Genomic DNA, 25542 nt, shown 5'->3' with positions numbered 1-25542 from the left:
GGCGTCAGCCCCCTGCGGCCGTCCGGCGCCCGCGGCCTTCCGACAGCCAGCCCGCCAGCGCCAGCCCGGCGATCAGCGCGAGCCAAGCCCAGCCGGGCAACAGTGGGCGATGCGTCATGCCGCTGACCGAGGCCGCCTCGCGCGGGGTGATGGCGATCCACGGACCGCCGACGCCCTGCCCATGCGCCGGCCGGCCCTCGCGCACCGTGCGCAGGCCGGGCATGCCGTCCGAAAGCCGCAGCACAGCCCCCTGCGTCGCCTCGGCCAGCGGTCCGAGAACCGCGCCCGAGGCCACGGTTTCCTCGAATTCGCGCGGCGCGGCGGGGCCAAGCGCCAGGACGCGGGTGATATCGCCATCCGCCAGCCGGTAAAGCCCCGGTCCCGGCGCCGTCCAGCGCGCGGTGAAGCGGCCCGGCCCAGCCTCGGCCAGCGCGACCTCCTCGGTCTCGCCGTCGGGGCGGGTGATGCGGACCGGGCCGGCGGTCACGTTCATGGTGCGGCGGGTGATGGTCACCGTCAGGTCGCCGCCGACATCGGCCAGCAAGGCCTCTTCCTCCAGCTCCGGCTCCTGCATCGACCAATGGGCGATGCGGCGCAGCAGCTCCAGCTGCGGCCCGCCGCCCTCGAAGCCGCGGCCCCAGAGCCAGACCTGATCCGAGGTCAGCATCGCCACCCGCCCCTCGCCCACGCGGCTAAGCAGCAGCAGCGGCTCGTCCCGCGCGCCGCTCAGCACCACCTGGGCGCGCGGATCAGGGATCACCTGCGACATGCGCAGCCAGCGGCCCCAATGGCTTTCCGAACCCTCGGCCGGGGCGCCGGGCAGGCCGGCCGTGACCGGGTGGCGCTGGCCCTCCTCGGTCAGGCGCGGCAGATAGGGCTCGTCATAGACCCGGCCGGTGGGGCGCGCGGGCAGGATCGCGCCCAGGGGCGACAGGTTCAGGCTCTCCACCGAGGACATCTCGGGGCCCGCCGAGACCAGGATGGCGCCGCCCTCTTCGACATAGCGGCGGATATTGTCGTAATATTGCGGCAGCAGGATGCCGCGCACCCGGTAGCGGTCGAAGATGATCAGGTCGAAATCCCGGATCCGCTCCATGAACAGCTCCTGGGTCGGAAAGGCGATCAGCGACATCTCGTCGACCGGGACCCCGTCCATCTTGTCCGGCGGCCGCAGGATGGTGAAATGGATCAGGTCCACATTCGCATCCGATTTCAACAGGTTGCGCCAGGTTCTTTCCCCTGCGTGCGGCGCGCCCGAGACCAGCAGCACCCGCAGCCGGTCGCGCACGCCCTGGATCTGCACGGCGGCCGAGTTGTTGCGGTCGGTCAGTTCCGGCACCTCGGACTCGGGCGCGTCGAATGCGATCGAGACCACGTTCTGCCCGGCATGCTTCGGCACCACCGGCAGGTCCAGCGCCACGCCGGGCGGCAGGTCGAGCGCGCGCATCTCCTCTCCGTCCAGCAGGATGCGAAGCCGGGCCGGGGTCTGCGCCACCTCGGGCGGAACCGCGCCCTGGTCCTCGACGCGCAGGCGGATGGTGACGGGCTTGCCGATCAGCCCGTAGGCCGGGGCCTCCTCGATCACCAGCCGGCGATCCCAGTCGCCCGCTTGCCCGGTCAGCAGCACATGCACCGGCGCCGGGGCCGAGGCCGGGACCATCGGCGCGTCATGGGCCAGCCCGTCGGTGACGGCGATCACGCCGGCGACTCGGGTCTGCGGCTCGGCGGCCAGAGCCCGGGTCAGCGCGGTGCCGATCTGGGTGCCGTCCGGGTCGTCGGCCACGGTCACGCGGCGGATCTCGGTATCGGGCAGCGCCGAAAGCTGGCGGGTCAGTTCCTCGACCGCCGCGTCAGTCTGTTCGCCGCGGCCCGGCAGCGCCTGGCTGGCGCTGCGGTCGTCCAGCAGGATGACGATGTCCGACAGCTTGCTGCGGATGCCCGATTCCAGCGCCGGCCCGGCCAGGGCGGCCGCGGCCGCCAGCCCGGCGATCCCGCGCCAGGCCCAGCCGCGCAAGCCCCGCCACAGCGACCACAAGGCCACCAGCAGCGCCAGCACGGCCAGCGCCGCGACCAAGGGCCAGGGCAGCAGCGGATCGAAGGTCAGGCCGCTCATTGCACGACCTCCTCCTGCCGCAGCCGCTCCAGCAGGGCGGGCACATGCACCTGGTCGGATTTGTAGTTCCCGGTCAGCACATACATGATCAGGTTGACGCCGAAGCGATAGGCCATCTCGCGCTGGCGTTCGCCCTCGAAGCCCGAGCCGATGCTGAACATGGGCAGGCCGTTCTCATTCACCGCCCAGGCCTCGGCCCAGGCATTGCCGCCGATGACGACCGGAGAGACGCCGTCGTTGAGGTTGCGGAAAGGCACGCCCTCGGCCGCCTCGGCACCGGCGGGGGGCGCTTCGGCCCAGACCTCGCGGCCCTGATAGCGGCCGGGAAAATCCCCGAGCAGGTAATAGCTGCGGGTCAGGACGTGATCGGAGGGGATGGGCGCCAGCGGCGGGATGTCCAGCGGCGCGGCCAGCGCCTGCAGCGCCGCGCCGCCATCCGGTCCGCCCAGCCCGGCAATATCGCCGTCCCGGGTGTCGAACAGGATCATCCCGCCCGAGCGCAGGAAATGGTTCAGCCGCACATAGGCCTGCGGCGAGGGCGGCGCCTGCGCCTCGGTCACCGGCCAATAGAGAAAGGTCAGCAGCGACAGATCGTCCTGCTCGGGGTCGATGCCGATGGGCTCGCCCGGCTCGACGGTGGTGCGGGCGGTCAGCACCTGCGACAGGCCGCGCAGGCCCGCCTCCGTGGCGGCATCGACCTCGGCATCGCCGGTGACGATATAGGCCAGCGCGACCTCGTCGGCGGCACGCACCAGCCGGGGATCGGGGTCGTCCTGCGCCCAGAGGGCGGTGGCCCAGAGCAGCGCGGCAAGGATTGCAGGCCATCTCATGCCAGCGCCCCCCGCCTGCCGCGCGCCAGCCAGGCGCTGCCCAGCGCGTCCAGCGCCAGAAGTGCTGCGGCCAGCGCGATCAGCCAGCCGCGCAGGTCCAGCCCCGGCGCCTGCGCCGCGCGCTCGATACGGGCGCCGGGCCAGTCGGCAGGCGCGATCGGCCCGCCGGCGTTCAGCGCCGCCATGCGCTCGCCGCCGCGGTAAAGCCCGGCGGGCGCGCCGGGCGCCGGGCCGCGCGCGAAATCGGCGGCAGCGACCGGCGCCGGATCCTGCGGCTCGGTCGGGTGGCCGAAGCCGTCCAGCACCAGTTCGGGCAGCCAGAAGGGCTGTTCGGCACGGTCGGCCCCGGGCGCGGCGGCGCTGGCCCGCGCGCTGCGCACCAGCCGGTCCAGCATCTCGACGAACAGGCCCGAAATCGCCAGGTTCGACCATTCCGCGTTCGCCGTGGTGTGAAACAGGACCAGCTGCCCCTGTCCCAGCGGCGCGCGGGTGACCAGCGGCGTGCCGTCCGAAAGCTGGGCGATGGTGCGGTCCGCAAGATCGGGCGAAGGCTCGGCCAGCAATTGGGCGCGCACCGTCGCGTCGCCCCGCACCGAAAGCCCGGCAAAGGGTCCGTCGGCGGCAAAGGGCGCGACGGTGCGCGGATCGCCCCAGCTCAGCGCGCCGCCGATATCGCGCCCGCCGGCGCGCAGGCGCACGGGCAAGAGCGGTTCCTCGCTCAGCCGCTCGGAAGCCGCCATGCGCGGGCCGGAAAAGCGGATCAGCAGCCCGCCCTGCTCGACCCAGTCGCGCAAGCCCTGGGTCTCGGCCAGCCCGAACTGGTCGGCCAGCACGATCACGTCGGGCGAGGCTTGCAATACGTCGCCCAGCCCGCCCTCGATCAGGTCGGTGGTCGGGCCCAGCGCCCGGCGCAGGTAATGCAGGGGCGAAAGCAGCCGCTGGCCTTCGCTGGCGCGGTCGTCGCCGACCAGCGCCACCTTGCGCCGGCGCAAGGAGTCATCGGCCAGCACCACCGCCCCGGCCGAGGCATGACCCTCGACCTCGAAGCGGGTGATGCGATTGCGCAGCTCCGAAGGCAGAGCGATGGGCACCAGCCGGCTGGTCACGCCCTGATCCTCCGCTTCCTCGCCGGGCTGCAGCCGCGCCAGCTCGCGCGGGGTGCCCTGCGGATCGAGGCCGATGGCCAGCACCTCGGACGTGGCGGCCCCGGTCGAACGCAGCCGCAGCGCCGGCTGGTCGCCCGGCACCAGCTCCAGCGACTGGCGGGGTCCCTGCGGCGGCACCACAGTGACGCTGCCGCGCCCGGACAGCGCCGACAGCCATTCCACCCGGCCGGGATGGTCCAGCCCGTCGCTGAGCCACAGCACCGACAGGGTGCCGGGCGCGCCGGCCAGCACCGCCTCGGGATCCGAGGGGTAGCGCGTCTCCCACGCCGCGGGGCGCAAGGCGCGCAGTTGCGCGGCAAGCTCGGTCGCGGGCAGGAAGGGCAGCGCGCCCTCGGCCCGGCCGTCGCCCACCAGCAGCGCCGCCGGCCGGCCCTCCGCCCCCGCCTGGTCCAGCGCGCGCAGGGCGCGGGCCTGGCGCTGCGGCCAATCGGGCGCGGCGGCCCAGCCGGCATCCATCACGATCAGCAGGGGGCCCTGCCCGCCCTGGTCCGGCGAGGGCTTCCACACCGGGCCGGCAAAGCCCAGGATCAGCGCCGCGATCGCCAGAACCCGCAGCAGAAGCAGCCACCAGGGCGTGTGCCGCGCCACCGGATGCGGATCCTTGAGCCCCAGAAGCAGCCGCGTGCCGGGAAACCGCACCAGCTTCGGCGAGGGCGGCATGGCGCGCAGGATCAGCCACAGCACCGGCAGCGCCGCCAGCGCCGCGAGAATCCAGGGCGTCAGGAAGCCGATGGGACCGATCAGCAGCATCAGCCCTCCAGCACCGACCAGAGCCAGAGCAGCGCCTGCGAGGGCGGTGCCCCGGTATCGTGCATGCCGAAATGCCAGCCCGCCGTGGCGGCGGCGCGCGACAGCACCTCGCGCCGCTCGGCCAGCCGCGCCAGATAGGCCGTGCGCAGCCCGCCCGCGTCGCGCGTGTCGTGGCGCAGCGCGCCCGAGGCCGAACGGAACAGCACCGCCCCCCGCCAGGGAAAGCCGTCCTCGTCGGGATCCAGCACCTGCATCAGCACACCCTGCACCCCCAGGCCGGCGGCGCGGGCAAGGTAGTCCAGAACCGGCTGCGGATCGCCCAGGAAATCGTCGAACAGAACGATCCGCTGGCCGGGACGCAGGGCCTCGGCCGGGGGGGCGTCCTCGTCGCGGTCCAGCGCCGGGCGGGCGACCAGCGCCTCGGCCAGGCGCTCGGCCTGCAGGCGGCCGGGGCGCGGCGGCTGGCCTGCCAGCGCCACGCGCTCGCCCCCGGCCAGCAGCGCCATGGCCAGCGCCAGCGCCAGCAGCTCGGCGCGGTCGCGCTTGGCTGGCCGGTCCGCGCCGCCGGCGTAATCCATGCCCGCCGCGGCCGAGACCCAGATCGCCGCCGATTGCGCCACCTGCGCCTCGCGGTCGCGGACGAATTGCGCATCCGACCGCGCCGAGCGGCGCCAGTCGATGCTGCGTGCCGTGTCGCCCGCCGTGGCGGGGCGGTATTGCCAGAAATCCTCGCCCATGCCGGCACGGCGCTGGCCATGCGCCCCCGGCACCAGCGCCGCCGCCAGCCGCTCGGCCGACAGCATCAGCGCCGGCAAGGCGGCCGAGGCAGCCTCGGCCCGGGCGCGAAGCTGATCGGCCGCGGGTCTCACGCCGCCGCCCGCATCCGGTCGTCGAGCAGGCGCGCGATAACCCCCTCGATGGTCTCGCCGCGGGCGCGGGCGGCGAAGCTCAGCGCCATGCGGTGACGCAGCACCGGGGCGGCCATGGCTTCGACGTCGTCCAGCGTCGGCGCAAAGCGGCCGTTCAGCGCGGCGCGGGCGCGCGTGACCAGGGTCAGCGCCTGCGCGGCGCGCGGCCCCGGCCCCCAGACCAGGGTGTCGGCCATCCAGCCCGGCGCCTCGGGCGCGCCGGGCCGTGCCGCCCGCACCAGGTCGAGGATCGCGTTCAGCACCGTCTCGCCCACCGGCATGCGCCGGATCAGCGCCTGCGCCGCGACCAGCCCCGCCGCGTCGAAAACGGCATGCGCCTGGCCCTGTTCGGTCCCGGTCGTCGCCAGCAGGATGGCGCGCTCGGTGTCGCGGTCGGGATAGTCCACGTCGATCTGCAGAAGGAAACGGTCCAGCTGCGCCTCGGGCAGCGGATAGGTGCCCTCCTGCTCGATCGGGTTCTGGGTGGCAAGGACGTGGAAGGGCCGGCCCAGCGGGCGATGCTCGCCGCCGATGGTGACCTCGCCCTCCTGCATGGCCTGCAGCAGCGCGGATTGCGTGCGCGGGCTGGCGCGGTTGATCTCGTCGGCCATCAGAAGCTGGGTAAAGACCGGCCCCTCGATGAAGCGAAAGGCGCGGGTGCCGTCGGGCCGGATGTCCAGCACCTCGGAGCCCAGGATGTCGGCCGGCATCAGGTCGGGGGTGAACTGGATGCGCGCGGTATCGAGGCCCAGCACGGTGGCCAGCGTATCGACCAGCATGGTCTTGCCCAGGCCCGGCTGGCCGACCAGCAGCGCATGCCCCCCCGACAGGATCGCGGCCAGAACCTGCTCGACCACGGCATGCTGGCCGACGAAGCGGTGCTCGACACTGGCGCGGGCCTGCGCCAGACGGTCGGTCAGCGTCAGGACTTCGGAAACCAGTTTCTCATTCTCGGCCATGACAACGCCCCGTTTCTGTTCTAGGACAACATAAAGGCAGGGGTGACGGGGTCCACAGGGAATGGAGGAAAAGACTGACAATGCCGTGAGCGATGCGGCCGGAATCGCCGCCGCGGCCAGCCGCGCCTCGAAAAAGGGGCCGCCGCCGGTGCATCTTTGGAATCCGCCCTTCTGCGGCGATCTGGACATGGAAATCCGCGCCGACGGCAGCTGGTTCTACAACGGCACCCCCATTGGCCGGCCGGAAATGGTGCGGCTCTTCGCCTCGATCCTGAAGCGCGAGGGTAACGATTACTTTCTGGTCACCCCGGTTGAAAAGGTCGGCATCCGCGTGGTCGATGCGCCCTTCATCGCCGTGGACGCCGAAATCGGCGAGACCATCGTCTTTACCACCAATGTGGGCGACCGGGTGACGGCCGGCCCCGGGCATGCGATCGAGCTGCGCGGGACGGCCGAGGAACCCCGTCCCTATGTCCATATCCGCCGCGGTCTTTGGGCGCTGATCGACCGCAAGACATTCTACCGACTGGCCGATGCGGCTATGCCCGGCGAAAACGGGCGTATGGAAGTGCGATCGGGAGGGACGGCCTTTCCTCTGGAGCCCTGATCATGGCGCGATTCGCCGCCAATCTGACCTATCTGTTCACCGAACTGCCCATGCTGCAACGCTTCGCCGCCGCAAGGCGGGCGGGCTTTCACGGGGTCGAGATCCTGTTTCCCTATGATCTCGCGGTCAAGGAGCTGGCCCAGGCCGCGCAGGTGGCGGGGGTGGAGTTCGTGCTGATGAACACGCCGCCGCCGAACTGGGCCGGCGGCCCGCGCGGCTTCGCCGCCGAGCCGGGCAACGAGACCCGGTTTCGCAGCGACTTCGACCGCGCCCTGCGCTTTGCCAAGGCGCTGGGGGTGCAGCACCTGCACGTGATGGCCGGCAAGGCCGAAGGGCCCGAGGCGCGGCGCAGCTTCGTCGAGAACCTGAAATGGGCCTGCCGCCGGGCGCCGCGCGCCAGCCTGACCATCGAGCCGATGAACCGCACTGACATGCCGGGCTATTACCTCGACAGTTTCGACCTCGCGGCCGAGATCATCGATGCCGTCGGCGCGGCCAATCTGGGGCTGCAATTCGACGCCTACCAGGCGCAGATGATCCATGGCGACGCGCTGGCGGTCTGGGAACGCCATGCCGCCCGCGTGCGGCATATCCAGATCGCCGGCTGTCCCGGACGGCACGAGCCGCGCCAGGGCGATATCGACTTCGCCGAATTGCTGCGCGCCGTCGACGGCGCGGGCTATCGGGGCTGGGTCGGGGCGGAATACACCCCCCGCACCTCGACCGAGGCCGGGTTGCGCTGGCTGCGCTCGGCTTAAGATCGGGGCGGGCGTATTCAGGCGCGATCCGCCCGGGGTGACGGGACGGGGGCGCTTGATCGCCGCCGCCGCCGCGGCGCCGAAGCCGGACAAGCGCCGCAGGACGTCTTGCCGGCCTTCGCGCCCGCCGCAAATCCGGCCTTTCCGGCAGGGTCGCCTGCGCGGGTCAATCCTTGCCTGGCAGGCGCCGGGCCATTCGTTCGGCCAAGGCCTCGTGCCCGCTGGCCTGCAGCCCGGCGATCGCGCCCAGATAGTCGCGCGCCTCGCGGTTCTGGCTGAGCTTCGATTTCGCCAGCGTCCTGCGCACCGCAATGCGGAAGGCGACGATACCGCCCAGCATCTGCTGCAGGTAATCGGCCGGCGCATCGGCCATGCGCCAAGCCTCGGGCCCGTTCAGGCGGCGCTCGTGGTTGCGGGTCAGCAGGCCGACCGCGGCGCGCTTGGCATGCTCGTCATGCTGGAAGGTGATGCCGCCATAGACATGCACCACCTGATAATTCCAGGTCGGGACGTGCCGGTGATGCTCGGGCTTGCTGGGATAGAAATTCGGCGAGACATAGGCATCCTCGCCGCGAAAGATCGCCAGCACCTCCTGCCCGTCGGGGATCAGCCGGTGCATGTCGTTGGCCAGGGCCACATGGCCGATCAGCGTGCCGTCCGGCGCGGCGAGCAGCGGGATATGGTTGGCGATCAGCCCCTCATCCGTCTGCGCCACGATACAGGCCAGAGGCGCAGCCTGGATGACCGCGGCGATCTCGTCGGGGCTGATCTCTTGGAAATGCGGGGGGACATACATGCGGCGATTCCGATGCTGAGGCGGTCCGATTGTGCCCCCCGGGCGCAGCGATGACAACGCCATGCGCCGCCCGCGACCGGGCCAGCGCCGCTAATAGGCCGCGCTGCCGGTGCCGGCGGGAAGCGCGCCATAGGGCAGCCAGATGGTCTTGCTGCGGCTGGCGGCACGCAGGAATTCCCGGCCCTGCGCCTGCGGGCCGTTCCAGTCGCGGGACGCTGGGGTCCAGACCGGGATCAGGGTCTCGGCCGCGGCGCGCTGCAGTTCGGCCAGCCCCTCGCCCTGCCCGGCGTGCCAGATCGCCGAAACGCCGTCATGCGCGGCCAGCGTCCCCGCCAGCGCATCGCGCGGGCCGCTGACGATATTGACCACGCCGCCCGGCATGTCCGAGCAGGCCAGGACCTGCGCCAATGTCAGCGCCGCCATCGGCCGATCCTGCGAGGGGATCGCCACCACGGCATTGCCCATGGCGATGGCCGGCAGCACCAGCGCCATGAAACCGGCGAGCGGCGCGGCCGTCGGCGCGACCAGCCCCATGACGCCATGCGGCTCGGGCTGGACATGGCACAGGTGGCCGGGCTTGGCCGAGACCGTGGCGCCGTCGTATTTGTCGGCAAAACCGGCATAGAAGAAGCAGCGGCGGATGGCGGCATCGACCTCGGCCGGGCTGGCGTAACCGGCGAATTCGGCACGGCGCTGCGCCAGGTTCTCGGCCAGGAAATACAGCACCTGCGCCCGGCCGTGACCGCCCAGGCCCTGCCATTTCGCCAACGCGGACCCCGCTGCCTCGACCGCGTTGCGGATGTCCTTGCGATTGCCCAGCGGCACCAGCTCGTCCTGTGCGAGGTAGCTCGCGCCGCCGTCCGGCCGCTTCTGCGCGCCGCCGATATAAAGCTTGACGGTGCGGTCGATCCCGGCGCTTTCCTCGGACGCCTCGGCCGGGGGGATGTCCGCCGGCACCGGGTCGCGCTGCGCGGCGACGGGGGCGGCCAGATAGTCAAGCATCCCCTCGCGCCCGCCCTCGCGGCCATAGCCCGAATCGCGCATGCCGCCAAAGGGCGCGGCCGCGTCGAAGAGGTTGGCGCAATTCACCCAGACCACGCCGGCCTTGATCCGGGCCGCCATGTCGGTCGCCACCGTGGCGCTTTCCGACCAGACCGAGGCCGCCAGCCCGTAGCGGGTGTTGTTGGCCAGGTCCGCCGCCTCGTCCGGGCTGCGGAAGGTCGAGAGCGTGGCGATGGGGCCGAAGATCTCCTCGACCATGCCGGGATTGGCGGGGGCGATGTTTCGCAGATAGCCCGGCGCGATGAAGCAGCCCGGCGCCGCCGCGCCGCCGACCAGTTCCGCCCCGGCGGCGGTCGCCCGGTCGAGGATGCGCAGGATGCGGTCCTTTTGCACCGGGTCGACGATGGCGCCGATATCTGTGGACTTGTCGAGCGGCGCGCCAAGCCGCAGCTTGCCCATCCGCGCCCGCAACAGCGCCTCGAACCGCGCGGCGACCGCTTCGGCGACCAGGATGCGCGAGCCGGCGCAGCAGACCTCGCCCTGGTTGAACCAGACCCCGTCGACCACGCCCTCGACGGCGGCGTCCAGGTCGGCATCCTCCATGACCACGAAGGGCGACTTGCCGCCCAGTTCCAGCGTCAGCCGCTTGCCCGAGCCGGCGACGGCGCGGGCAATACCGCGCCCGACCTCGGTCGAGCCGGTGAAGGCGATCTTGTCCACCGGGGCCGCGACCAGCGCCGCGCCGGTCTCGCCGTCGCCGGTGACGATGTTGACCACCCCGGCGGGCAGGCCGACATGGGCGCAGATCTCGGCAAAGGCCAGCGCGGTCAGCGGCGTCAATTCGGCGGGCTTCAGCACCACGGTATTGCCGGCGGCCAGCGCCGGCGCCACCTTCCAGGCCAGCATCAGCAGCGGGAAATTCCACGGGATGATCTGGCCGCAGACGCCCAAGGGGCCGTGGCCGGGAAACTCGGTCTCGGCCAGTTCGGCCCAGCCGGCATGGTGGTAGAAATGCCGCACCACCAGCGGCACGTCGATGTCGCGGCTTTCGCGGATCGGCTTGCCGTTGTCCAGCGTCTCCAGCACCGCCAAGAACCGCTCGCGCTTCTGGATCGTCCGGGCGATGGCATAGAGAAAGCGCGCCCGCACATGGCCGGGCATGGCGCCCCAGCCGCGCTGCGCCCGGCGGGCGGCACGCACCGCCTTCATCACGTCGCGGGCGGTGCCCTGCGTCACCTGCGCCAGCTCCTCGCCGGTCGAGGGATCGCGGCTGGCGAAGGTCTCGCCAGCCTTGGTAAAGCGCCCGGCGATGAAATGGCCGAAGCGGCCGCGTTCGCGCAGCCAGTCGCGGACGGCAGAGGCATCCTCGGGCGCGGGGCCGTATTCCATGCTTTCCATGATCTCGCTTACCTTCGGCATGTTCACCCCGCGGCCAGACGATGGGCGGCAGCGTAGCGCCCGGTGACGTGATGGGAAATCTGCCGCTCGATATCGGCCAGAAGCGAGCTGGCGCCGATGCGGAACAGATCCGCCCGCAGCCAGTCGCGGCCCAGTTCCTCGGCCATCAGCACCTGCCAGTTCAGCGCGTCCCTGGCGGTTTTCAACCCGCCGGCCGGCTTGAAGCCCACGGCAAAGCCGGTCCGGTCGCGATAGTCGCGGATCGCGCGCAGCATGACCAGCGACACCGGCAGCGTGGCATTCACCGGCTCCTTCCCGGTCGAGGTCTTGATGAAATCGGCGCCGGCCTGCATGGCGACATGGCTGGCCTTGGCGACATTGCCCAGGGTCTTGAGCTCGCCCGTCGCCAGGATCGCCTTCATCCGGGCATGGCCGCAAGCCTCGCGCATCTCGCAGATCTCGTCGTAAAGCGCCGCCCATTCCCCGCGCAGCACCAGCGCGCGGGAAATCACGATGTCGATCTCATCCGCGCCCTGATCCAATGCATAGCGGATCTCGGCCAGCCGCAGATCGAGCGGCATCAGCCCGGCGGGAAAGCCGGTCGCGACCGAGGCCACCGGGATCGCCGTGCCCTGCAAGGCGCGTTTCGCCACCGCCACCATGGTCGGATAGACGCAGACCGCGCCGGTGGTCAGATGCTCGACCCCCAGCGCCGCCAACTGGCCGGCATCGACCGGCTGGCGCGCCTTGGCGCACAGCCGCGCCACACGGTCGGGCGTGTCGTCGCCCGACAGCGTGGTCAGGTCGATGCAGCGCACCGCGTTCAGCAGCCAGGCCGCCTGCCATTCCTTCTTCAGGCTGCGGCGGGCGGTCAGGCTTGCGGCACGGCGCTCGGCCGCCGGGGTGTTGACCTGGATGGTCTCGAACCAGTCGAGGCTGAAATCGGTGCCGGGATTCTTGCGGTCCATGGCTCAGCGCCCCCGCAGCCCGTCCCACCAGCGCCGCATGCGCCCGCGCGCCCGGTCGCGGGCCGCGTCCGCCCGGGCGTCGAGCCGGTCCCAGGCCGCATCGGCGGAGCGCACGGCTGGGTCGATGGTCCGCTCGCGGAACTGGTTCCACATGCGCCAGAGCAGGAACAAGAGCGCCCCCAGGATCAGCAGGATGATCTGCGCCGCCCAGTTGAAGGGCTTCACCTCGGGCCCAGCCACCGGCTTGATCGAGATGGCGTTCGGATAGACCGAAAGCCAGGCGATGCGCCAGCCGTAAGAGGTCACGCTGACCCATTCGGGATTGGCCGCGGTCGAGCGCAGGTCCGTCGCCTGCGCATGCAGGTTCGAGCTGTCGTATTTGAAATAGGGCGGCCAGATCCAGCCGGTATCCTCGTTGCGATAGACATAGGGCTTGCCGTTCGGCCGCACCGTGTCGATGAAGCGCACGTCGCGCTGGCCCTGGGCGTTCTGCACCGTGCCGGTATCGGGCGAGGCATAGAAAAAGGCATTCGCGCCGATATCCGTCAGCCGGTTGTAGGTGTTGGTGATGCGGACCGTCTGCTTCGAGGGCAGCGTGTAATCCAGGAACAGAAAGACCGCGATCCCGAAGATCACCCCAAGGACGGTCAGGAACCAGCGCATCGGCGCCCCCTCAATTGTAGTTCACGATCACGATGATCACGACGATCGCGACCACCGGCAGGACCAGCACCAGCCCGACGAGCCGCGCCCGCAGGGTCTTGCTGAAGCCCACCATCGAACGCCGCACGAACTCGGCGCGTTCCGGGGACGGGCCCGCGCGCTCGGGATGGCGGCGATCCCATTCCTTTTCAAGCTCTTCCCGGCGCAGGCTGCGGATATAGATCCAGATCAGCGCATAGAAGATCAGCTCGACGATCAGGACCATGCCGATCAGGCGAAGAAAGGCGATCATCGGGCCGACCCTGGTTGCGAAAAGCCTGCCCCATGGAAGGCCCCCGCGCCGCGACTGTCAATGACCCCATTGCGGCGCCGCCGCGCCCGGCCTAGCCTTGCGCCATGGACGCGCTTGCCCGTGAGATCGAGAACCGCCGCGACGACCTGGTCCGCCTGACCCGGGATCTGATCCGCATCCCGACGTTGAACCCGCCGGGCCGCAACTATCGCGAGATCTGCGAATACCTGCAGGCCCGGCTGGCGCCGCAGGGCTGGGCCTGCGAACTGATCCGCGCCCATGGCGCGCCCGGCGACAGCGAGGCCTTTCCGCGCTGGAACCTGGTCGCCCGCCATCGGGGCGGCCCGCCCGGCGAATGCGTGCATTTCAACAGCCATCACGACGTGGTCGAGGTCGGCCATGGCTGGAGCCGCGATCCCTTCGCCGCGGAACTGGAGGGCGGCCGCATCTATGGCCGCGGCGCCTGCGACATGAAGGGCGGGCTGGCCGCCAGCATCATCGCAGCCGAGGCCTTCATCGCGCTTTACCCCGACCACCCCGGCCAGATCGAGATCAGCGCCACCGCGGACGAGGAATCGGGCGGTTTCGGCGGCGTGGCCTATCTTGCCGAACAGGGCGCCTTCGCCCATGTCGGCCATGTCATCATCCCCGAGCCGCTGCACAAGGACCGCATCTGCCTGGGCCATCGCGGCGTCTGGTGGGCCGAGATCGAGACGCATGGCCGCATCGCCCACGGCTCGATGCCCTTCCTGGGCGACAGCGCCATCCGCCACATGGGCGCGGTGCTGGAAGAAATGGAGCGCACGCTGTTCCCGCCGCTGATGACCAAGCGGACCCAGATGCCGGTGATCCCCGAGGGCGCGCGCAACTCGACGCTGAACATCAACTCGATCCATGGCGGCGAACCGGATCACGGCCCGGACTTCACCGGCCTGCCGGCGCCCTGCGTCGCCGACCGCTGCCGCATCGTGATCGACCGCCGCTTCCTGATCGAGGAGGAGCTCTCGGAAATAAAGCGCGAGGTCACCGCGCTGCTCGAACAGGTCAGGGCGCAACGCCCCGGATTCTCCTATGAAATCCGCGACCTGTTCGAGGTGATCCCCAGCATGACCGACCGCGAGGCGCCGGTGGTGCGCTCGACCGCCGCCGCCATCGAACGGGTGCTGGGCCGCGAGGCCGGCTATGTGGTCAGCCCCGGCACCTACGACCAGAAACATATCGACCGCATCGGCAAGCTGAAAAACTGCATTGCCTACGGCCCCGGCGTGCTGGACCTGGCGCACCAGCCCGACGAATGGGTGGGGGTGGACGATATGCGGGATTCCGCCCGGGTCATGGCCCTGGTGCTCGACGACATCCTGCGCGGCCCCGCGGGGGATTCCCCCCGCCCCGCGCCTGTGGCATGATCGCCCGAAACCAGCGAGCAGCCGCCGAGCAGCCTATGACCCAACGCCTGTCGATCAGCGCCATCATCTTCTTCGTCGTGATGATCCTTCTGGGCGTCTATTTCGCCTACGCGGCGGTGCAGGGCCCCTCGGGCATCCTGCGGCGGGTGCAGCTGCAGGCCGAAACGCAGGAACTGGTCCAGCAGCGCGACAAGCTGCAGGCCGAAGTGGACCGGATGCGCAACCTGACCCGGCGCCTGTCGGACGACTATCTCGACCTCGACCTGCTGGACGAACGCGCCCGCGACGTGCTGGGCCTGGTGCGCGCCGACGAGATCATCATCCGCTGAGCCTCCCGCAAACATCGGCCGCGCCTTCTCTGTTGCCCAAATACCCCCGCACCCGCGCCCCAGGACGCGGCGATGCCCCCTGCGCGGCTCGACTATTTCCCCGGCGCAAGCGGCTTTCCGCATCTGCCCTCTGGACGGATGCACGAGTCCGGTTTACTTCCCCCGAAAGCTTCGCCTAGAATTAGTTTAACGCTGAACTATCCCCGCCCCGAGGAGGAGGCCCATGGTCAGAAAGCCCGCAGCCAGGCAGAACACGTCCAACGTGTCCAAGGACGAGCTGCTCAAATACTACCGCGACATGCTGTTGATCCGGCGATTCGAGGAAAAGGCCGGCCAGCTTTACGGCATGGGCCTGATCGGTGGCTTCTGCCATCTCTATATCGGGCAGGAGGCCGTCGTCGTCGGCCTCGAGGCCGCCGCCAAGGAAGGCGACAAGCGCATCACCTCCTATCGCGACCACGGCCACATGCTGGCCTGCGGCATGGAAGCCCGCGGCGTGATGGCCGAGCTGACCGGCCGCATCGGCGGCTATTCCAAGGGCAAGGGCGGCTCGATGCACATGTTCAGCCGCGAGAAGCATTTCTACGGCGGCCACGGCATCGTCGCGGCGCAGGTGCCTCTGGGTGCCGGCCTGGCCTTCGCCGACAAGTATCTCGGCAACGACAATGTCACCTTCGTCTATTTCGGCGACGGCGCCTCGAACCAGGGCCAGGTCTACGAGACCTACAACATGGCCGAGCTCTGGGAACTGCCGGTGGTCTTCGTCATCGAGAACAACCAGTATGCCATGGGCACCTCGATGAAGCGTTCGACCAAGTCGACCACGCTCTTCGGCCGCGGCGAATCCTTCGGCATCAAGGGCGAACAGGTGGACGGCATGGACGTGCTGGCGGTCAAGGCCGCGGGCGAGAAGGCCGTGGCGCATTGCCGCGCCGGCAAGGGGCCCTACATCCTCGAAGTCATGACCTATCGCTATCGCGGCCATTCCATGTCCGACCCGGCGAAATACCGCACCCGCGAGGAAGTGCAGAAGATGCGCGACGAGCGCGACGCCATCGAGCATGTGCGCGAGTTGCTGCTGACCGGCAAGCACGCCTCCGAAGAGGACCTCAAGGCCATCGACAAGGAAATCAAGGATATCGTGAACGATTCCGCCGAATTCGCCAAGGAAAGCCCCGAGCCGCCGCTGGAAGAGCTCTGGACCGATATCTACGCCAAGGAAGTGCCGCAGGGCGGCGCGGAACAGAACGCCTGAGGGGAGGGAACCATGGCAACCGAAATCCTGATGCCCGCCCTGTCGCCGACCATGGAAGAAGGCACGCTGGCCAAATGGCTGGTCAAGGAAGGCGATAGCGTGAAATCCGGCGACATCCTCGCCGAGATCGAGACCGACAAGGCCACGATGGAGTTCGAGGCCGTCGAGGAGGGCATCCTCGGCAAGCTGCTGATCGCCGAGGGCACCCAGGGGGTCAAGGTCAACACCCCCATCGCCGTGCTGGTCGAGGAAGGCGAATCCGCCGATGCCGTCCCGGCGCCGAAGGCCGAGGCGCCCGCCGAGGCCGCACCCGCCGAGGCCAGGGCCGAGGCTCCGTCCGCCCCGGCCGAGGCGGCCGCCCCTGCCCCGGCTCCGGTCGCGGACCAGTCACCCGACTGGCCGGAAGGCACGCCGATGAAGACCATGACCGTGCGCGAGGCCCTGCGCGAGGCCATGGAAGAGGAAATGAACCGCGACGAGACCGTCTTCCTGATGGGCGAGGAAGTCGGCGAATACCAGGGCGCCTACAAGATCAGCCAGGGCCTTCTGGACAAGTTCGGTCCGCGCCGCGTGGTGGACACGCCGATCTCGGAAATCGGCTTTGCCGGCATCGGCACCGGCGCCGCCATGGCCGGGCTGCGCCCGATCGTCGAGTTCATGACCTTCAACTTCGCCATGCAGGCCATCGACCATATCATCAACTCGGCCGCCAAGACGCTTTACATGTCCGGCGGCCAGATGGGCTGCCCCATCGTCTTCCGCGGCCCGAACGGCGCCGCCGCGCGCGTGGCGGCCCAGCACAGCCAGGATTACGCGGCCTGGTATGCGCAGATCCCCGGCCTCAAGGTGGTGATGCCCTATTCGGCGGCCGATGCGAAGGGCCTGCTGAAGCAGGCGATCCGCGACCCGAACCCGGTGATCTTCCTGGAAAACGAGATCCTCTACGGCCGCAGCTTCGAGGTGCCGGATCTTGACGATTTCACCATCCCCTTCGGCAAGGCCAAGATCGTGCGCCCCGGCAAGGACGTGACCCTGGTCAGCTTCGGCATCGGCATGGTCCATGCGCTCGAAGCCGCCGAGAAACTGGCCGCCGAGGGCATTGAGGCCGAGGTGATCGACCTGCGCACCCTGCGCCCCATCGATTACGCCACGCTGATCGAATCGGTAAAGCGCACCAACCGCTGCGTGACGGTGGAGGAAGGCTTCCCGGTCGCCTCGATCGGCAACCACCTCTCGGCCCATATCATGGAGAACGCCTTCGACTATCTCGACGCGCCGGTGATCAACTGCACCGGCAAGGACGTGCCCATGCCCTATGCCGCGAACCTTGAAAAGCACGCGCTGATCACCTCGGACGAGGTCGTGGCCGCGGTCAAGAAAGTCACCTACCGTTAAGGAGCGAGCGAGATGCCGACAGAAATCCTGATGCCCGCGCTTTCTCCGACCATGGAAGAGGGCACGCTGGCCAAATGGCTGGTCAAAGAGGGCGACGAGGTCAAATCCGGCGACATCCTGGCCGAGATCGAGACCGACAAGGCCACGATGGAATTCGAGGCCGTCGACGAAGGCAAGCTGGGCAAGATCCTGATCGCCGAGGGCACGGCAGGGGTCAAGGTCAACACCCCCATCGCGGTGCTGCTGGAGGAGGGCGAATCCGCCGACGACCTCGGCGCGGCGCCGGCGCCCAAGGCGGAAGCCAGGCCCGAGGCGACGAAAGCCGAAGCCGCCCCGGCACCGGCGGCAGCCGCAGCCCCAGCCCCGGCCGCGCCGAAATCGGCCGAGGGCGGGCGCATCTTCGCCTCGCCCCTGGCGCGGCGCATTGCGGCAGAAAAGGGCATCGACCTCGCCTCGGTCCAGGGCTCCGGCCCGCATGGCCGCATCGTCAAGGCGGATGTCGAGGGCGCCAAGCCCGGCGCGGCCAAGCCTGCCGCCACCGATGCCCCGAAAGCCGCCGCTCCCGCCCCGGCGACCGCAGCCCCCGCCGGCCCCTCCGCGGAAACCATCCTCAAGATCTATGCCGACCGCGAGACCGAGGAGGTGGCGCTGGACGGCATGCGCCGCACCATCGCCGCGCGCCTGTCGGAAGCCAAGCAGACCATCCCGCATTTCTACCTGCGCCGGTCCGCGAAGCTCGACGAACTGATGAAGTTCCGCGCCATGCTGAACAAGCAGCTGGAATCGCGGGGCGTGAAGCTGTCGGTGAACGACTTCATCATCAAGGCCTGCGCGCTGGCCCTGCAAGAGGTGCCGGATGCGAACGCGGTCTGGGCCGGCGACCGGATCCTGAAGCTGAAGCATTCGGACGTGGCTGTCGCGGTGGCGATCGAAGGCGGGCTCTTCACCCCGGTGCTGAAGGACGCGCAGCAAAAGACGCTGTCCGCCCTCTCGGCCGAGATGAAGGACCTGGCCACCCGCGCCAAGACCAAGAAGCTCGCGCCCCACGAATACCAGGGCGGCAGCTTCGCCATCTCCAACCTCGGCATGTTCGGGATCGAGAATTTCGACGCGGTGATCAACCCGCCGCATGGCGCGATCCTCGCCGTCGGTGCCGGCATCCAGACCCCGGTGGTCGAGAATGGCGAGGTGGTGGTCCGCAACGTCATGTCGATGACCCTCTCGGTCGACCACCGGGTGATCGACGGCGCCCTCGGCGCCCAGCTGCTGGAAGCCATCGTCAAGCACCTGGAAAACCCGATGGGCATGCTGGCCTGATCCGGGCAGCATGAACCGCAAAGGGGGCCGGCGGCCCCCTTTCTTCTTTCTTGTCCAAATATCCCGCGGGGGTCCGGGGGCGCGAAGCCCCCGGCAGCGGCCTCACTCGCCCGCCGCCTCCGCCGCCGCGTTCAGCCCGATCCGCCGCCGCAGCCAGCGCGCCACCCGCACCTGCCCGCCATGAATGACCGAGAACAGCGACGGCACGAACAGCAGCGACAGCAGCGTGGAAAGCAGCAGCCCCCCGATCACCGCGATGGCCATGGGCGAGCTGAACTCGGCCCCTTCGCCGGTGCCGAGGGCCGAGGGCACCATGCCCGCCGTCATGGCGATGGTGGTCATGACGATGGGCCGGGCCCGCTTGTGCACCGCATCCAGGATCGCCGCGCGCTTCTCCGTGCCCTGGTCCATGGAGCTGACGGCGAATTCCACCAGCATGATGGCGTTCTTGGTCACGATCCCCATCAGCATCAGGAAGCCGATCACCACCGCCATGCTGATGGAATTGCCGGTCAGGAACAGCGCCAGGATCGCGCCGCCGATGGCCAGCGGCAGCGACATCAGGATCGAGACCGGGGTGACGAAATTGTGGAACAAGAGCACCAGCACCACATAGGTCAGCAGCACGCCCGAGATCATCGCCACGGTGAAGGCCTGGAACACCTCGGCCATGATCTCGGCATCGCCCGAGGGCTGGATCTGGGTTCCCGCCGGCAGCTCCACCTGGCTCTGCAAGGCCGTGACCTGCGCGTTCACCGGCCCCAGCAGCGCCCCGCCCGCCAGGTTCGCCGACACCGTGGTGCGATAGCGCCGGTCGTAGCGCCCGATCTCGGTCGCCCCGGCCGAGATCGACACATCCGCCACCACCTCCAGCGGCACCTGCCCGGCCGAGCTTGGCACCCGCAGGTTGCGCACCGTCATCAGGTCGCGCCGGGCCGATTCGTCCAGCCGCACCATGATCGGGATCTGCTTGTCGCCGGTGTTGAACTTGGCAAGGTTCGATTCCGTGTCGCCCAGCGTCGCCACCCGCAGCGTCGTCGCCAGCGCGCTGGCGGTGACGCCCAGCTGCGCCGCGACCTCGGGGCGCGGATGGATCTGGATCTCGGGCCGCTGCAGGCTGGCCGAGGATGTGACCCCCTCCAGCGTGGACAGGGTCTTCATCGCCGCCATCAGCCGCTCGGCCGCCTCGGCCGCGCCCTCCTCGCTGTCCCCAAGGACCGAGACCTGCAGGTCGGCATTGCCCTCTTCGTTCTGGAAGTTGATCCGCTGGTCCGGAACCTGCGACAGGTCGCGCTTCAACTCGTCCTCGATGACGAAGCTCGACCGCTCGCGCTCTTCCTTGGGGCCGTAATTGACCATCAGCTTGGCCTTGGCCACGTCGTCCTCTCCGCCATTGACGAAGACCGAGCGCACCTCGGGCACCGCGCCGATGCGCTGCGAGATCATCCGCGCCGCCGCCTCGGTTTCCGACACCGTGGCGCCGGGCGGCAATTCGATGGTGATCTGGCTGCGGCCGACATCCGAGGCCGGGATGAATTCGGTCGGCAGCAGCGTGGCGGAAAAGATCGAGCCGGCAAAGACCCCCAGCCCCATCAGCAGCGTCAGGCCGCGATGGCGCAGCGTCCAGGCCAGCACCGCCATCAGCGTCCGCAGCACCGGCCCGTCGCGCTCCTCGGCCAGGCGGGTGTTGTCGCGCAGGAAATAGGCGGCCAGCATCGGCGTGATCAGCCGCGCCACCAGAAGCGAGAACAGCACCGAAACCGCGACGGTCAAGCCGAATTGCTTGAAATACTGGCCCGGAATCCCGCCCATGAAGCTGACCGGGGCAAAGACCGCGACGATCGAGAAGCTGATGGCGATGACGGTCAGGCCGATCTCGTTCGCGGCCTCCATGCTGGCCTCATAGGCGGGAACGCCCATGTTGATGTGCCGCACGATATTTTCGATCTCGACGATGGCGTCGTCGACCAGGATGCCGGTGACAAGGGTGATCGCCAGCAGGCTGATGCCGTTCAGCGTGAAGCCCAGCCAATGCATGACGAAGAAGGTCGGGATGATCGACAGGGGCAGCGCCACGGCGGCGATCAGCGTCGCGCGCCAGTTCCTCAGGAACAGGAACACCACCACCACCGCCAGCGCCGCGCCCTCGTAGAGCGTCTCCATCGTGGAATGGTAGCTGCCCGAGGTATAGGTCGTGGCATCGTCGATCAGGGTGATGCGGGTGCCGGGATTGCGCGCCTCGATCTCGGCGATGCGGGCCTTGGTGCCGTCGCCGGCCTCCAGATCGGATTCGCCGCTGGCGCGGAAGACGCCGAAGGCGACCACGGGCTGGCCGTCGAGCAGCGCGAACTTGCGTTCCTCGCTGGCGCCGTCGGTGACGCTGCCCAGCTGGTCCAGCCGCACCGTCCGCCCGCCCCCGATCAGGATCGGCGTCGCGGCCAGCCGGGCCACGTCGCCCGCCGATCCCAGCGCGCGGATGGAATATTCCGTGCCGGCCAGATCGCCCCGGCCGCCGCCCATGTCGATGTTCTTGGCCCGCAGCTGATCCGAGATCTCGGCAGCCGTCAGCCCGAAGGCCATGATGCGGTCGGGGTCCAGCTCGACATTGATCTGGCGGTCGGCGCCGCCGATGCGGGTGATGCTGGCGACGCCCGGCACGGTGGACAGGTCCCGCGACACCACGTCGTCGACGAAATCCGACAGCTGTTCGATGCTCATGCCGGGATTGCTGACGGCATAGGTCAGGATCGCCATGCCGCTGACGTCGATGCGGTGGATCAGCGGCTCGACGATGGATTCCGGCAGGTCGGCGCGGACATTGGCCACCGCGTCCTTGACGTCGTTGACGGCGCGGTCGGTATCGGTTTCCAGCTCGAATTCGACATAGATGCGGGCCGAACTGTCGGTCGCGGACGAGGTGATGTGCCGCACGCCGGTGATCGAGGCGATGGAATCCTCGATGGGCTGGATCACCTGCCGCGTCAGCTCGCTGGGGGCGGCGCCGGGCTGGCTGACCACGACGCTGACCAGCGGCAGGTCGATATTCGGCATGGCCGTGACCGCCAGCCGGCTGAAGCTGTAGAACCCCATCAGCATCAGCACGAGGAAGATCGCGATGGGCGGCACCGGATGGCGTATGGACCAGGCCGAGAAGTTCATGGCGCCGCCCGCACCTGGTCGCCGCTGCGGAAGAAGGCGCCGGCCCGGGCCACCACCGTCTCGCCGGCCGCGATGCCCTCGACGATCTCGCGCCGGCCTTGCCAGAGCAGGCCGGTGCGGACCTCGCGCGCCTCGATCCGGCCGTCCTTGACCACCTGCACCCGCTCGCCCGAGGCATCCGCCAGGATGGCCGAGCTGGGCACGGTCACCGCCTCGCGCCTGTCTGTGATGATCCAGCCGCTGGCGAAAAGTCCCGGACGTAGGCGCGGGTCGGGTTCCAGTGCGATCCGCGCCAGGCCAAGCCGCGTCACCGGATCGACGGCGGCCGGCACCAGCCGCAGCTTGCCCTCGACGCGGCCAAGACCCGCGACCGCGATCTCGGCCGTATCGCCCGGCTTCAGCTGGCTCAGCGCGGTCTCGATCACGTCGGCCTCAAGCTCGACCTCGCCGCCGGCGATCAGGGTGAACAGCGGCTCGCCGCCGCCGCCGGGAATGGCCCCCCGCCGGGCGGTCCGCGCCACCACCACGCCATCGACCGGCGCGACGATGCGGGCATGGTCCAGGTTCAGCCGCGCGATGCGCTGCGCCGCCGCGGCCTGGGCCTGCGCCGCCCGCGCCACGCCCAGCCCGTCCGAGGCCGAGGCAGAGGCCGCCCGCGCCGAAGCCTCGGTGGCGATGGCCTGATCCAGCACCGCCTGGCTGGCATTGCCGCTTTGCCGCAGGCTGCGGGTGCGCTCCAGCGCCGCGACGGCCTGGGTCAGGCTGGCCTCGGCGCTGGCGATCTGGCTTTCGGCCTGCCGCACCCCGGCCTCGGCGCGCTGATATTCGGCCTCGGCCTGGGCCAGCTGCGCCGACAGCACGTCCTCGGACAGCCGCGCCAGCACCTGCCCGGCCTTGACCCGGTCGCCGACCTCCGCCTCGATGCCGGTGATCTCGTGCCCCGAGACGAGGGCATGGACCTGCACCTCCTGCCGCGCCACCAGCGAGCCCGAGACCGGCACCCGCGCCTCGATCCAGCTGCGCTCGGCGGTGGCCAGCGTCACCACGGGCAGTTCGGTCTGCTCGACCGCGCCCGCGGTCTCGGCCATGACCATGCCGGCCGGTCCCAGGGACAGGGCAAGCGCCAGCATCGCGATCCGGGTGATCCGGCAGGTTGCCGTCATCGTCCCCTCCAAACCAATCTGCGGCGCAACATAGTCGCGCCTGCCCCCGGCAACAATGCCAGCCGGGTTTCAGAAGGAAACGCTGACGCCGGGTAGGTTCAACTCGCCGATCAGGTCGCGCAGTTCCTGCCGCGCGGCAATGTTGGACATGCTGAGCTGTTCCGTGCCGATATCCTTGAGGTCGAGAAGCGTCAATCCGCGCGGAAACAGCTCGCGGAAGATCACCCGCTCGGAAAAACCGGGCGCCACGCGGAAGCCGATGCGCCTGGACAGGTTCGCCAGCGCGCCGCCGACCTTGCGCTTGTTGTGCATCGCCTGCGTACCCAGCCGGTTGCGCAGCACCAGCCAGTCGATCGGCCCCGCCCCCGCCTCGCCGCGCAGTTGGCGGGCGGACCAGACCATCTCGGCATAGATCGAAGGCCCGAGGATCTTGCCCTCGGGCGACAGCCGCGCCAGCAGGTCGAAATCGACGAAACTGTCGTTCATCGGCGTGATCAGCGTATCGGCCAGCGTATGCGCCATCTGGCTGAGCTTCGTATGCGACCCTGGACAGTCCAGCAGGATGAAGTCGCATTCGGCATCCAGCGCCGCGACCGCCTGCGACAGCGGGTCCGGGCCGCCGGGGATCTCGGGCTGGAGATGGCCCAGCAGCGGCATCGGCAGATCTAGCCCCTCGCGTTGCGCGAAGGCGGCGCGGTTCTCGAGATAGCGGCCGAAGCTGCGCTGGCGCACGTCCAGATCGAGCGCACCGACCCGGTGGCCCATGCGCGCCAGCGCGGTCGCCACATGCATCGAGGTCGTGGACTTGCCCGAACCGCCCTTTTCGTTGCCGACGACGATGATATGCGCCACGAATCCCCCTGCGATGCCCGCCGCTTACGGGCCGGACCATAGGCCGCGACAGCCGCGATGAAAAGCGCCCAGGCCGGCGAATCGCCGGGGCCGCATCCTTTTCGCGCCGGGCCGGACCAGGGCCACGCACCCCGCAAACACCTGTTCCGGCGCCATTCTTTCATCACGACTTGGTTGGTCGATATTTATCTTGAAAAATACGATCAGATATGTCGTTATATAGCCATGCCGGAGTCATCCGGCGGGGTCAGCCAGGGAGGGAGCCAGAGATGACCGTGCTGAACCATCTGTCGGCCTTTGCCGAACATGCGCTGCGGGTCGCCATGCCCGCCGCCCCACGCTATGCGGTCAGCCTGATCGACCGCCGCACGGGCAGGCCGCATCGCATCTCGGACATACCGCTGCGCCTGATCACCGGCGTGCCTTTCGAGACCGCGTGCGAGCTGATGCGCCACCGCGACCCGTCGCGCTGGGACACCGCCATCCATCGCCTCGACCGGAAAGGAGCGATCCGATGATCCACGCCATTTTCCCCAAGCCGAACCGCGGCTTTGCCACCATCGCCCTGTCGGCGCATCAAAGCGCGCAGGGTCCGGTGCTGCGCGAATATCGCGACGGCCGCGTGGTGATCGACACCGGCCGCGGCCAGCTGACCGGCCTGCCGCTGAACCGGGCCCCGCGTGCGCCGGTCTGGATGCCGATCTTCGGCCTGGCCTATTGAATCGCCGATCCGGCGCGCATCCGGCCCTTCGCACCGCGCCGGCAGCGGGCCGCCCACCGCCCGCCCAACGAAAAACGCCGCCCCTTGGGGCGGCGTTTGCATTGCGGTCCGGGTCCGGGATCAGAAGCCCAGGCCGGCGTATTTGTTCTTGAACTTCGACACGCGGCCGCCGGTGTCCATCAGCTTGGCCGAGCCGCCGGTCCAGGCGGGGTGCGAGGTCGGGTCGATGTCCAGCGACATGGTGTCGCCTTCCTTGCCCCAGGTCGAACGCACCTGATAGGTGGTGCCGTCGGTCATCTTGACCTCGATCAGGTGATAGTCGGGATGGATGTCTGCTTTCATGGCGCGTCTCCTCAGGCCTGAGCGTCGGCTTTGGGCTTGTAGTTGCTGACCTCGGCGATACGGGCCGATTTGCCGCGGCGATCGCGCAGGTAATACAGCTTGGCGCGGCGGACCCGGCCGCGGCGCACCACGGTGATCGAGTCGATATTGGTCGAGTAGAGCGGGAAGACACGCTCGACGCCCTCGCCGAACGAGATCTTGCGCACGGTGAACGAGGCGCCGATGCCGCCGCCCTTACGCGAGATGACCACGCCTTCGTAGTTCTGCACGCGGGTGCGGGTGCCTTCGGTCACCTTGTAGCCGACGCGGACGGTGTCGCCGGCCTTGAAATCGGGGATGTCCTTGCCGAGCGCGGCGATCTGCTCGGCTTCCAACTGGGCGATCAGGTTCATC

Annotated in this window: 22 protein-coding genes and 1 pseudogene; 9 read left to right on the top strand and 14 right to left on the bottom strand. The window is 69.5% G+C overall.

The genetic code is table 11. The features are described 5' to 3' along the window. Positions 1-4 precede the first annotated feature (4 nt). From L632_RS0102650 to L632_RS0102635, 4 genes and pseudogenes are all read right to left on the bottom strand, one after another. Positions 5-2113: a membrane protein gene (locus L632_RS0102650; protein ID WP_028712512.1), complete on the bottom strand. Its 2109-nt coding sequence runs from the start codon at positions 2111-2113 to the stop codon at positions 5-7. Continuing rightward, positions 2110-4859, bottom strand: a pseudogene (locus tag L632_RS21975) (DUF4159 domain-containing protein). Before L632_RS21975 ends, L632_RS0102650 begins: the two are co-directional and overlap by 4 nt. Further along, on the bottom strand, positions 4859-5728 hold the full coding sequence (locus L632_RS0102640) for a DUF58 domain-containing protein (protein WP_028712511.1): 870 nt from the start codon (positions 5726-5728) through the stop codon (positions 4859-4861). Before L632_RS0102640 ends, L632_RS21975 begins: the two are co-directional and overlap by 1 nt. Beyond that, the gene (locus L632_RS0102635; RefSeq protein ID WP_028712510.1) at positions 5725-6726 is read right to left on the bottom strand and encodes a MoxR family ATPase; all 1002 of its coding nucleotides are present in this window, start codon (positions 6724-6726) and stop codon (positions 5725-5727) included. Before L632_RS0102635 ends, L632_RS0102640 begins: the two co-directional genes overlap by 4 nt. Positions 6727-6787: 61 nt before the next feature. Here L632_RS0102635 and L632_RS0102630 point away from each other — a divergent pair, with 61 nt between their 5' ends. Both L632_RS0102630 and L632_RS0102625 read left to right on the top strand, forming a co-directional pair. Further along, complete coding sequence (locus L632_RS0102630; RefSeq protein ID WP_028712509.1) at positions 6788-7333, top strand: DUF1285 domain-containing protein; 546 nt, start codon at positions 6788-6790, stop codon at positions 7331-7333. A 2-nt stretch (positions 7334-7335) separates the two neighbouring features. After that, the gene (locus L632_RS0102625) at positions 7336-8091 is read left to right on the top strand and encodes a hydroxypyruvate isomerase family protein (RefSeq protein WP_028716332.1); all 756 of its coding nucleotides are present in this window, start codon (positions 7336-7338) and stop codon (positions 8089-8091) included. Positions 8092-8257: 166 nt separating this feature from the next. On the opposite strand, the gene L632_RS0102620 is transcribed toward L632_RS0102625, so the two are convergent. The 5 genes from L632_RS0102620 to L632_RS0102600 form a co-directional block, all read right to left on the bottom strand. Then, positions 8258-8887, bottom strand: coding sequence for an FMN-binding negative transcriptional regulator (locus L632_RS0102620; protein ID WP_028716331.1), 630 nt, complete (start codon positions 8885-8887; stop codon positions 8258-8260). A gap of 90 nt (positions 8888-8977) precedes the next feature. Continuing rightward, the gene (locus L632_RS0102615; protein ID WP_028712506.1) at positions 8978-11308 is read right to left on the bottom strand and encodes an aldehyde dehydrogenase family protein; all 2331 of its coding nucleotides are present in this window, start codon (positions 11306-11308) and stop codon (positions 8978-8980) included. Positions 11309-11310: 2 nt separating this feature from the next. After that, the gene (gene deoC, locus L632_RS0102610; protein ID WP_028712505.1) at positions 11311-12255 is read right to left on the bottom strand and encodes a deoxyribose-phosphate aldolase; all 945 of its coding nucleotides are present in this window, start codon (positions 12253-12255) and stop codon (positions 11311-11313) included. 3 nt (positions 12256-12258) lie between these two features. Then, complete coding sequence (locus L632_RS0102605) at positions 12259-12918, bottom strand: DUF1523 family protein (RefSeq protein ID WP_028712504.1); 660 nt, start codon at positions 12916-12918, stop codon at positions 12259-12261. Between the two features lie 10 nt (positions 12919-12928). Next, entirely contained in the window at positions 12929-13210 is a 282-nt protein-coding gene (locus tag L632_RS0102600) for a hypothetical protein (RefSeq protein WP_028712503.1), read from the bottom strand. Between the two features lie 104 nt (positions 13211-13314). Between L632_RS0102600 and L632_RS0102595 the strand changes: the two genes are divergently transcribed. The 5 genes from L632_RS0102595 (at position 13315) to L632_RS0102575 (ending at position 18912) form a co-directional block, all read left to right on the top strand. Beyond that, positions 13315-14616: an acetylornithine deacetylase/succinyl-diaminopimelate desuccinylase family protein gene (locus tag L632_RS0102595; protein ID WP_028716330.1), complete on the top strand. Its 1302-nt coding sequence runs from the start codon at positions 13315-13317 to the stop codon at positions 14614-14616. Positions 14617-14651: 35 nt separating this feature from the next. Then, positions 14652-14945, top strand: a complete 294-nt coding sequence (locus tag L632_RS0102590; protein WP_028712501.1) for a septum formation initiator family protein — start codon at positions 14652-14654, stop codon at positions 14943-14945. 223 nt (positions 14946-15168) lie between these two features. Continuing rightward, positions 15169-16200, top strand: coding sequence for a pyruvate dehydrogenase (acetyl-transferring) E1 component subunit alpha (gene pdhA, locus L632_RS0102585; protein WP_028712500.1), 1032 nt, complete (start codon positions 15169-15171; stop codon positions 16198-16200). A 12-nt stretch (positions 16201-16212) separates the two neighbouring features. Beyond that, entirely contained in the window at positions 16213-17595 is a 1383-nt protein-coding gene (locus tag L632_RS0102580) for a pyruvate dehydrogenase complex E1 component subunit beta (RefSeq protein ID WP_028712499.1), read from the top strand. Positions 17596-17607: 12 nt separating this feature from the next. Then, positions 17608-18912: a pyruvate dehydrogenase complex dihydrolipoamide acetyltransferase gene (locus L632_RS0102575; protein ID WP_028712498.1), complete on the top strand. Its 1305-nt coding sequence runs from the start codon at positions 17608-17610 to the stop codon at positions 18910-18912. A gap of 102 nt (positions 18913-19014) precedes the next feature. Here L632_RS0102575 and L632_RS0102570 read toward each other — a convergent pair whose 3' ends face one another. From L632_RS0102570 to L632_RS0102560, 3 genes are all read right to left on the bottom strand, one after another. Beyond that, positions 19015-22071, bottom strand: a complete 3057-nt coding sequence (locus L632_RS0102570; protein ID WP_028716329.1) for an efflux RND transporter permease subunit — start codon at positions 22069-22071, stop codon at positions 19015-19017. Beyond that, positions 22068-23234, bottom strand: coding sequence for an efflux RND transporter periplasmic adaptor subunit (locus tag L632_RS0102565; protein ID WP_028712496.1), 1167 nt, complete (start codon positions 23232-23234; stop codon positions 22068-22070). Before L632_RS0102565 ends, L632_RS0102570 begins: the two co-directional genes overlap by 4 nt. Before the next feature lie 69 nt (positions 23235-23303). Beyond that, positions 23304-24086 (bottom strand): division plane positioning ATPase MipZ, encoded by a 783-nt coding sequence (locus tag L632_RS0102560; RefSeq protein WP_028712495.1) that lies wholly within the window; start codon positions 24084-24086, stop codon positions 23304-23306. A gap of 269 nt (positions 24087-24355) precedes the next feature. Here L632_RS0102560 and L632_RS0102555 point away from each other — a divergent pair, with 269 nt between their 5' ends. Together L632_RS0102555 and L632_RS0102550 are read left to right on the top strand one after the other, a co-directional pair. Continuing rightward, entirely contained in the window at positions 24356-24604 is a 249-nt protein-coding gene (locus L632_RS0102555; RefSeq protein ID WP_028712494.1) for a hypothetical protein, read from the top strand. Then, the gene (locus tag L632_RS0102550) at positions 24601-24807 is read left to right on the top strand and encodes a hypothetical protein (RefSeq protein ID WP_028712493.1); all 207 of its coding nucleotides are present in this window, start codon (positions 24601-24603) and stop codon (positions 24805-24807) included. Before L632_RS0102555 ends, L632_RS0102550 begins: the two co-directional genes overlap by 4 nt. Positions 24808-24927: 120 nt before the next feature. Here the strand turns inward: L632_RS0102550 and rpmE are convergent, their stop codons facing one another. Together rpmE and rplS are read right to left on the bottom strand one after the other, a co-directional pair. Continuing rightward, positions 24928-25149 (bottom strand): 50S ribosomal protein L31, encoded by a 222-nt coding sequence (rpmE, locus tag L632_RS0102545; RefSeq protein WP_010395846.1) that lies wholly within the window; start codon positions 25147-25149, stop codon positions 24928-24930. Positions 25150-25160: 11 nt separating this feature from the next. Continuing rightward, the gene (gene rplS, locus L632_RS0102540; protein WP_028712492.1) at positions 25161-25541 is read right to left on the bottom strand and encodes a 50S ribosomal protein L19; all 381 of its coding nucleotides are present in this window, start codon (positions 25539-25541) and stop codon (positions 25161-25163) included. Position 25542: the final 1 nt, after the last annotated feature.

The organism is Paracoccus sp. J39, from assembly GCF_000518925.1.
In the GTDB taxonomy this organism is placed as follows: Bacteria; Pseudomonadota; Alphaproteobacteria; order Rhodobacterales; family Rhodobacteraceae; genus Paracoccus.
Note: the sequence above shows the minus strand (reverse complement) of the source record. Positions and strands in the feature narration are given on the sequence as shown.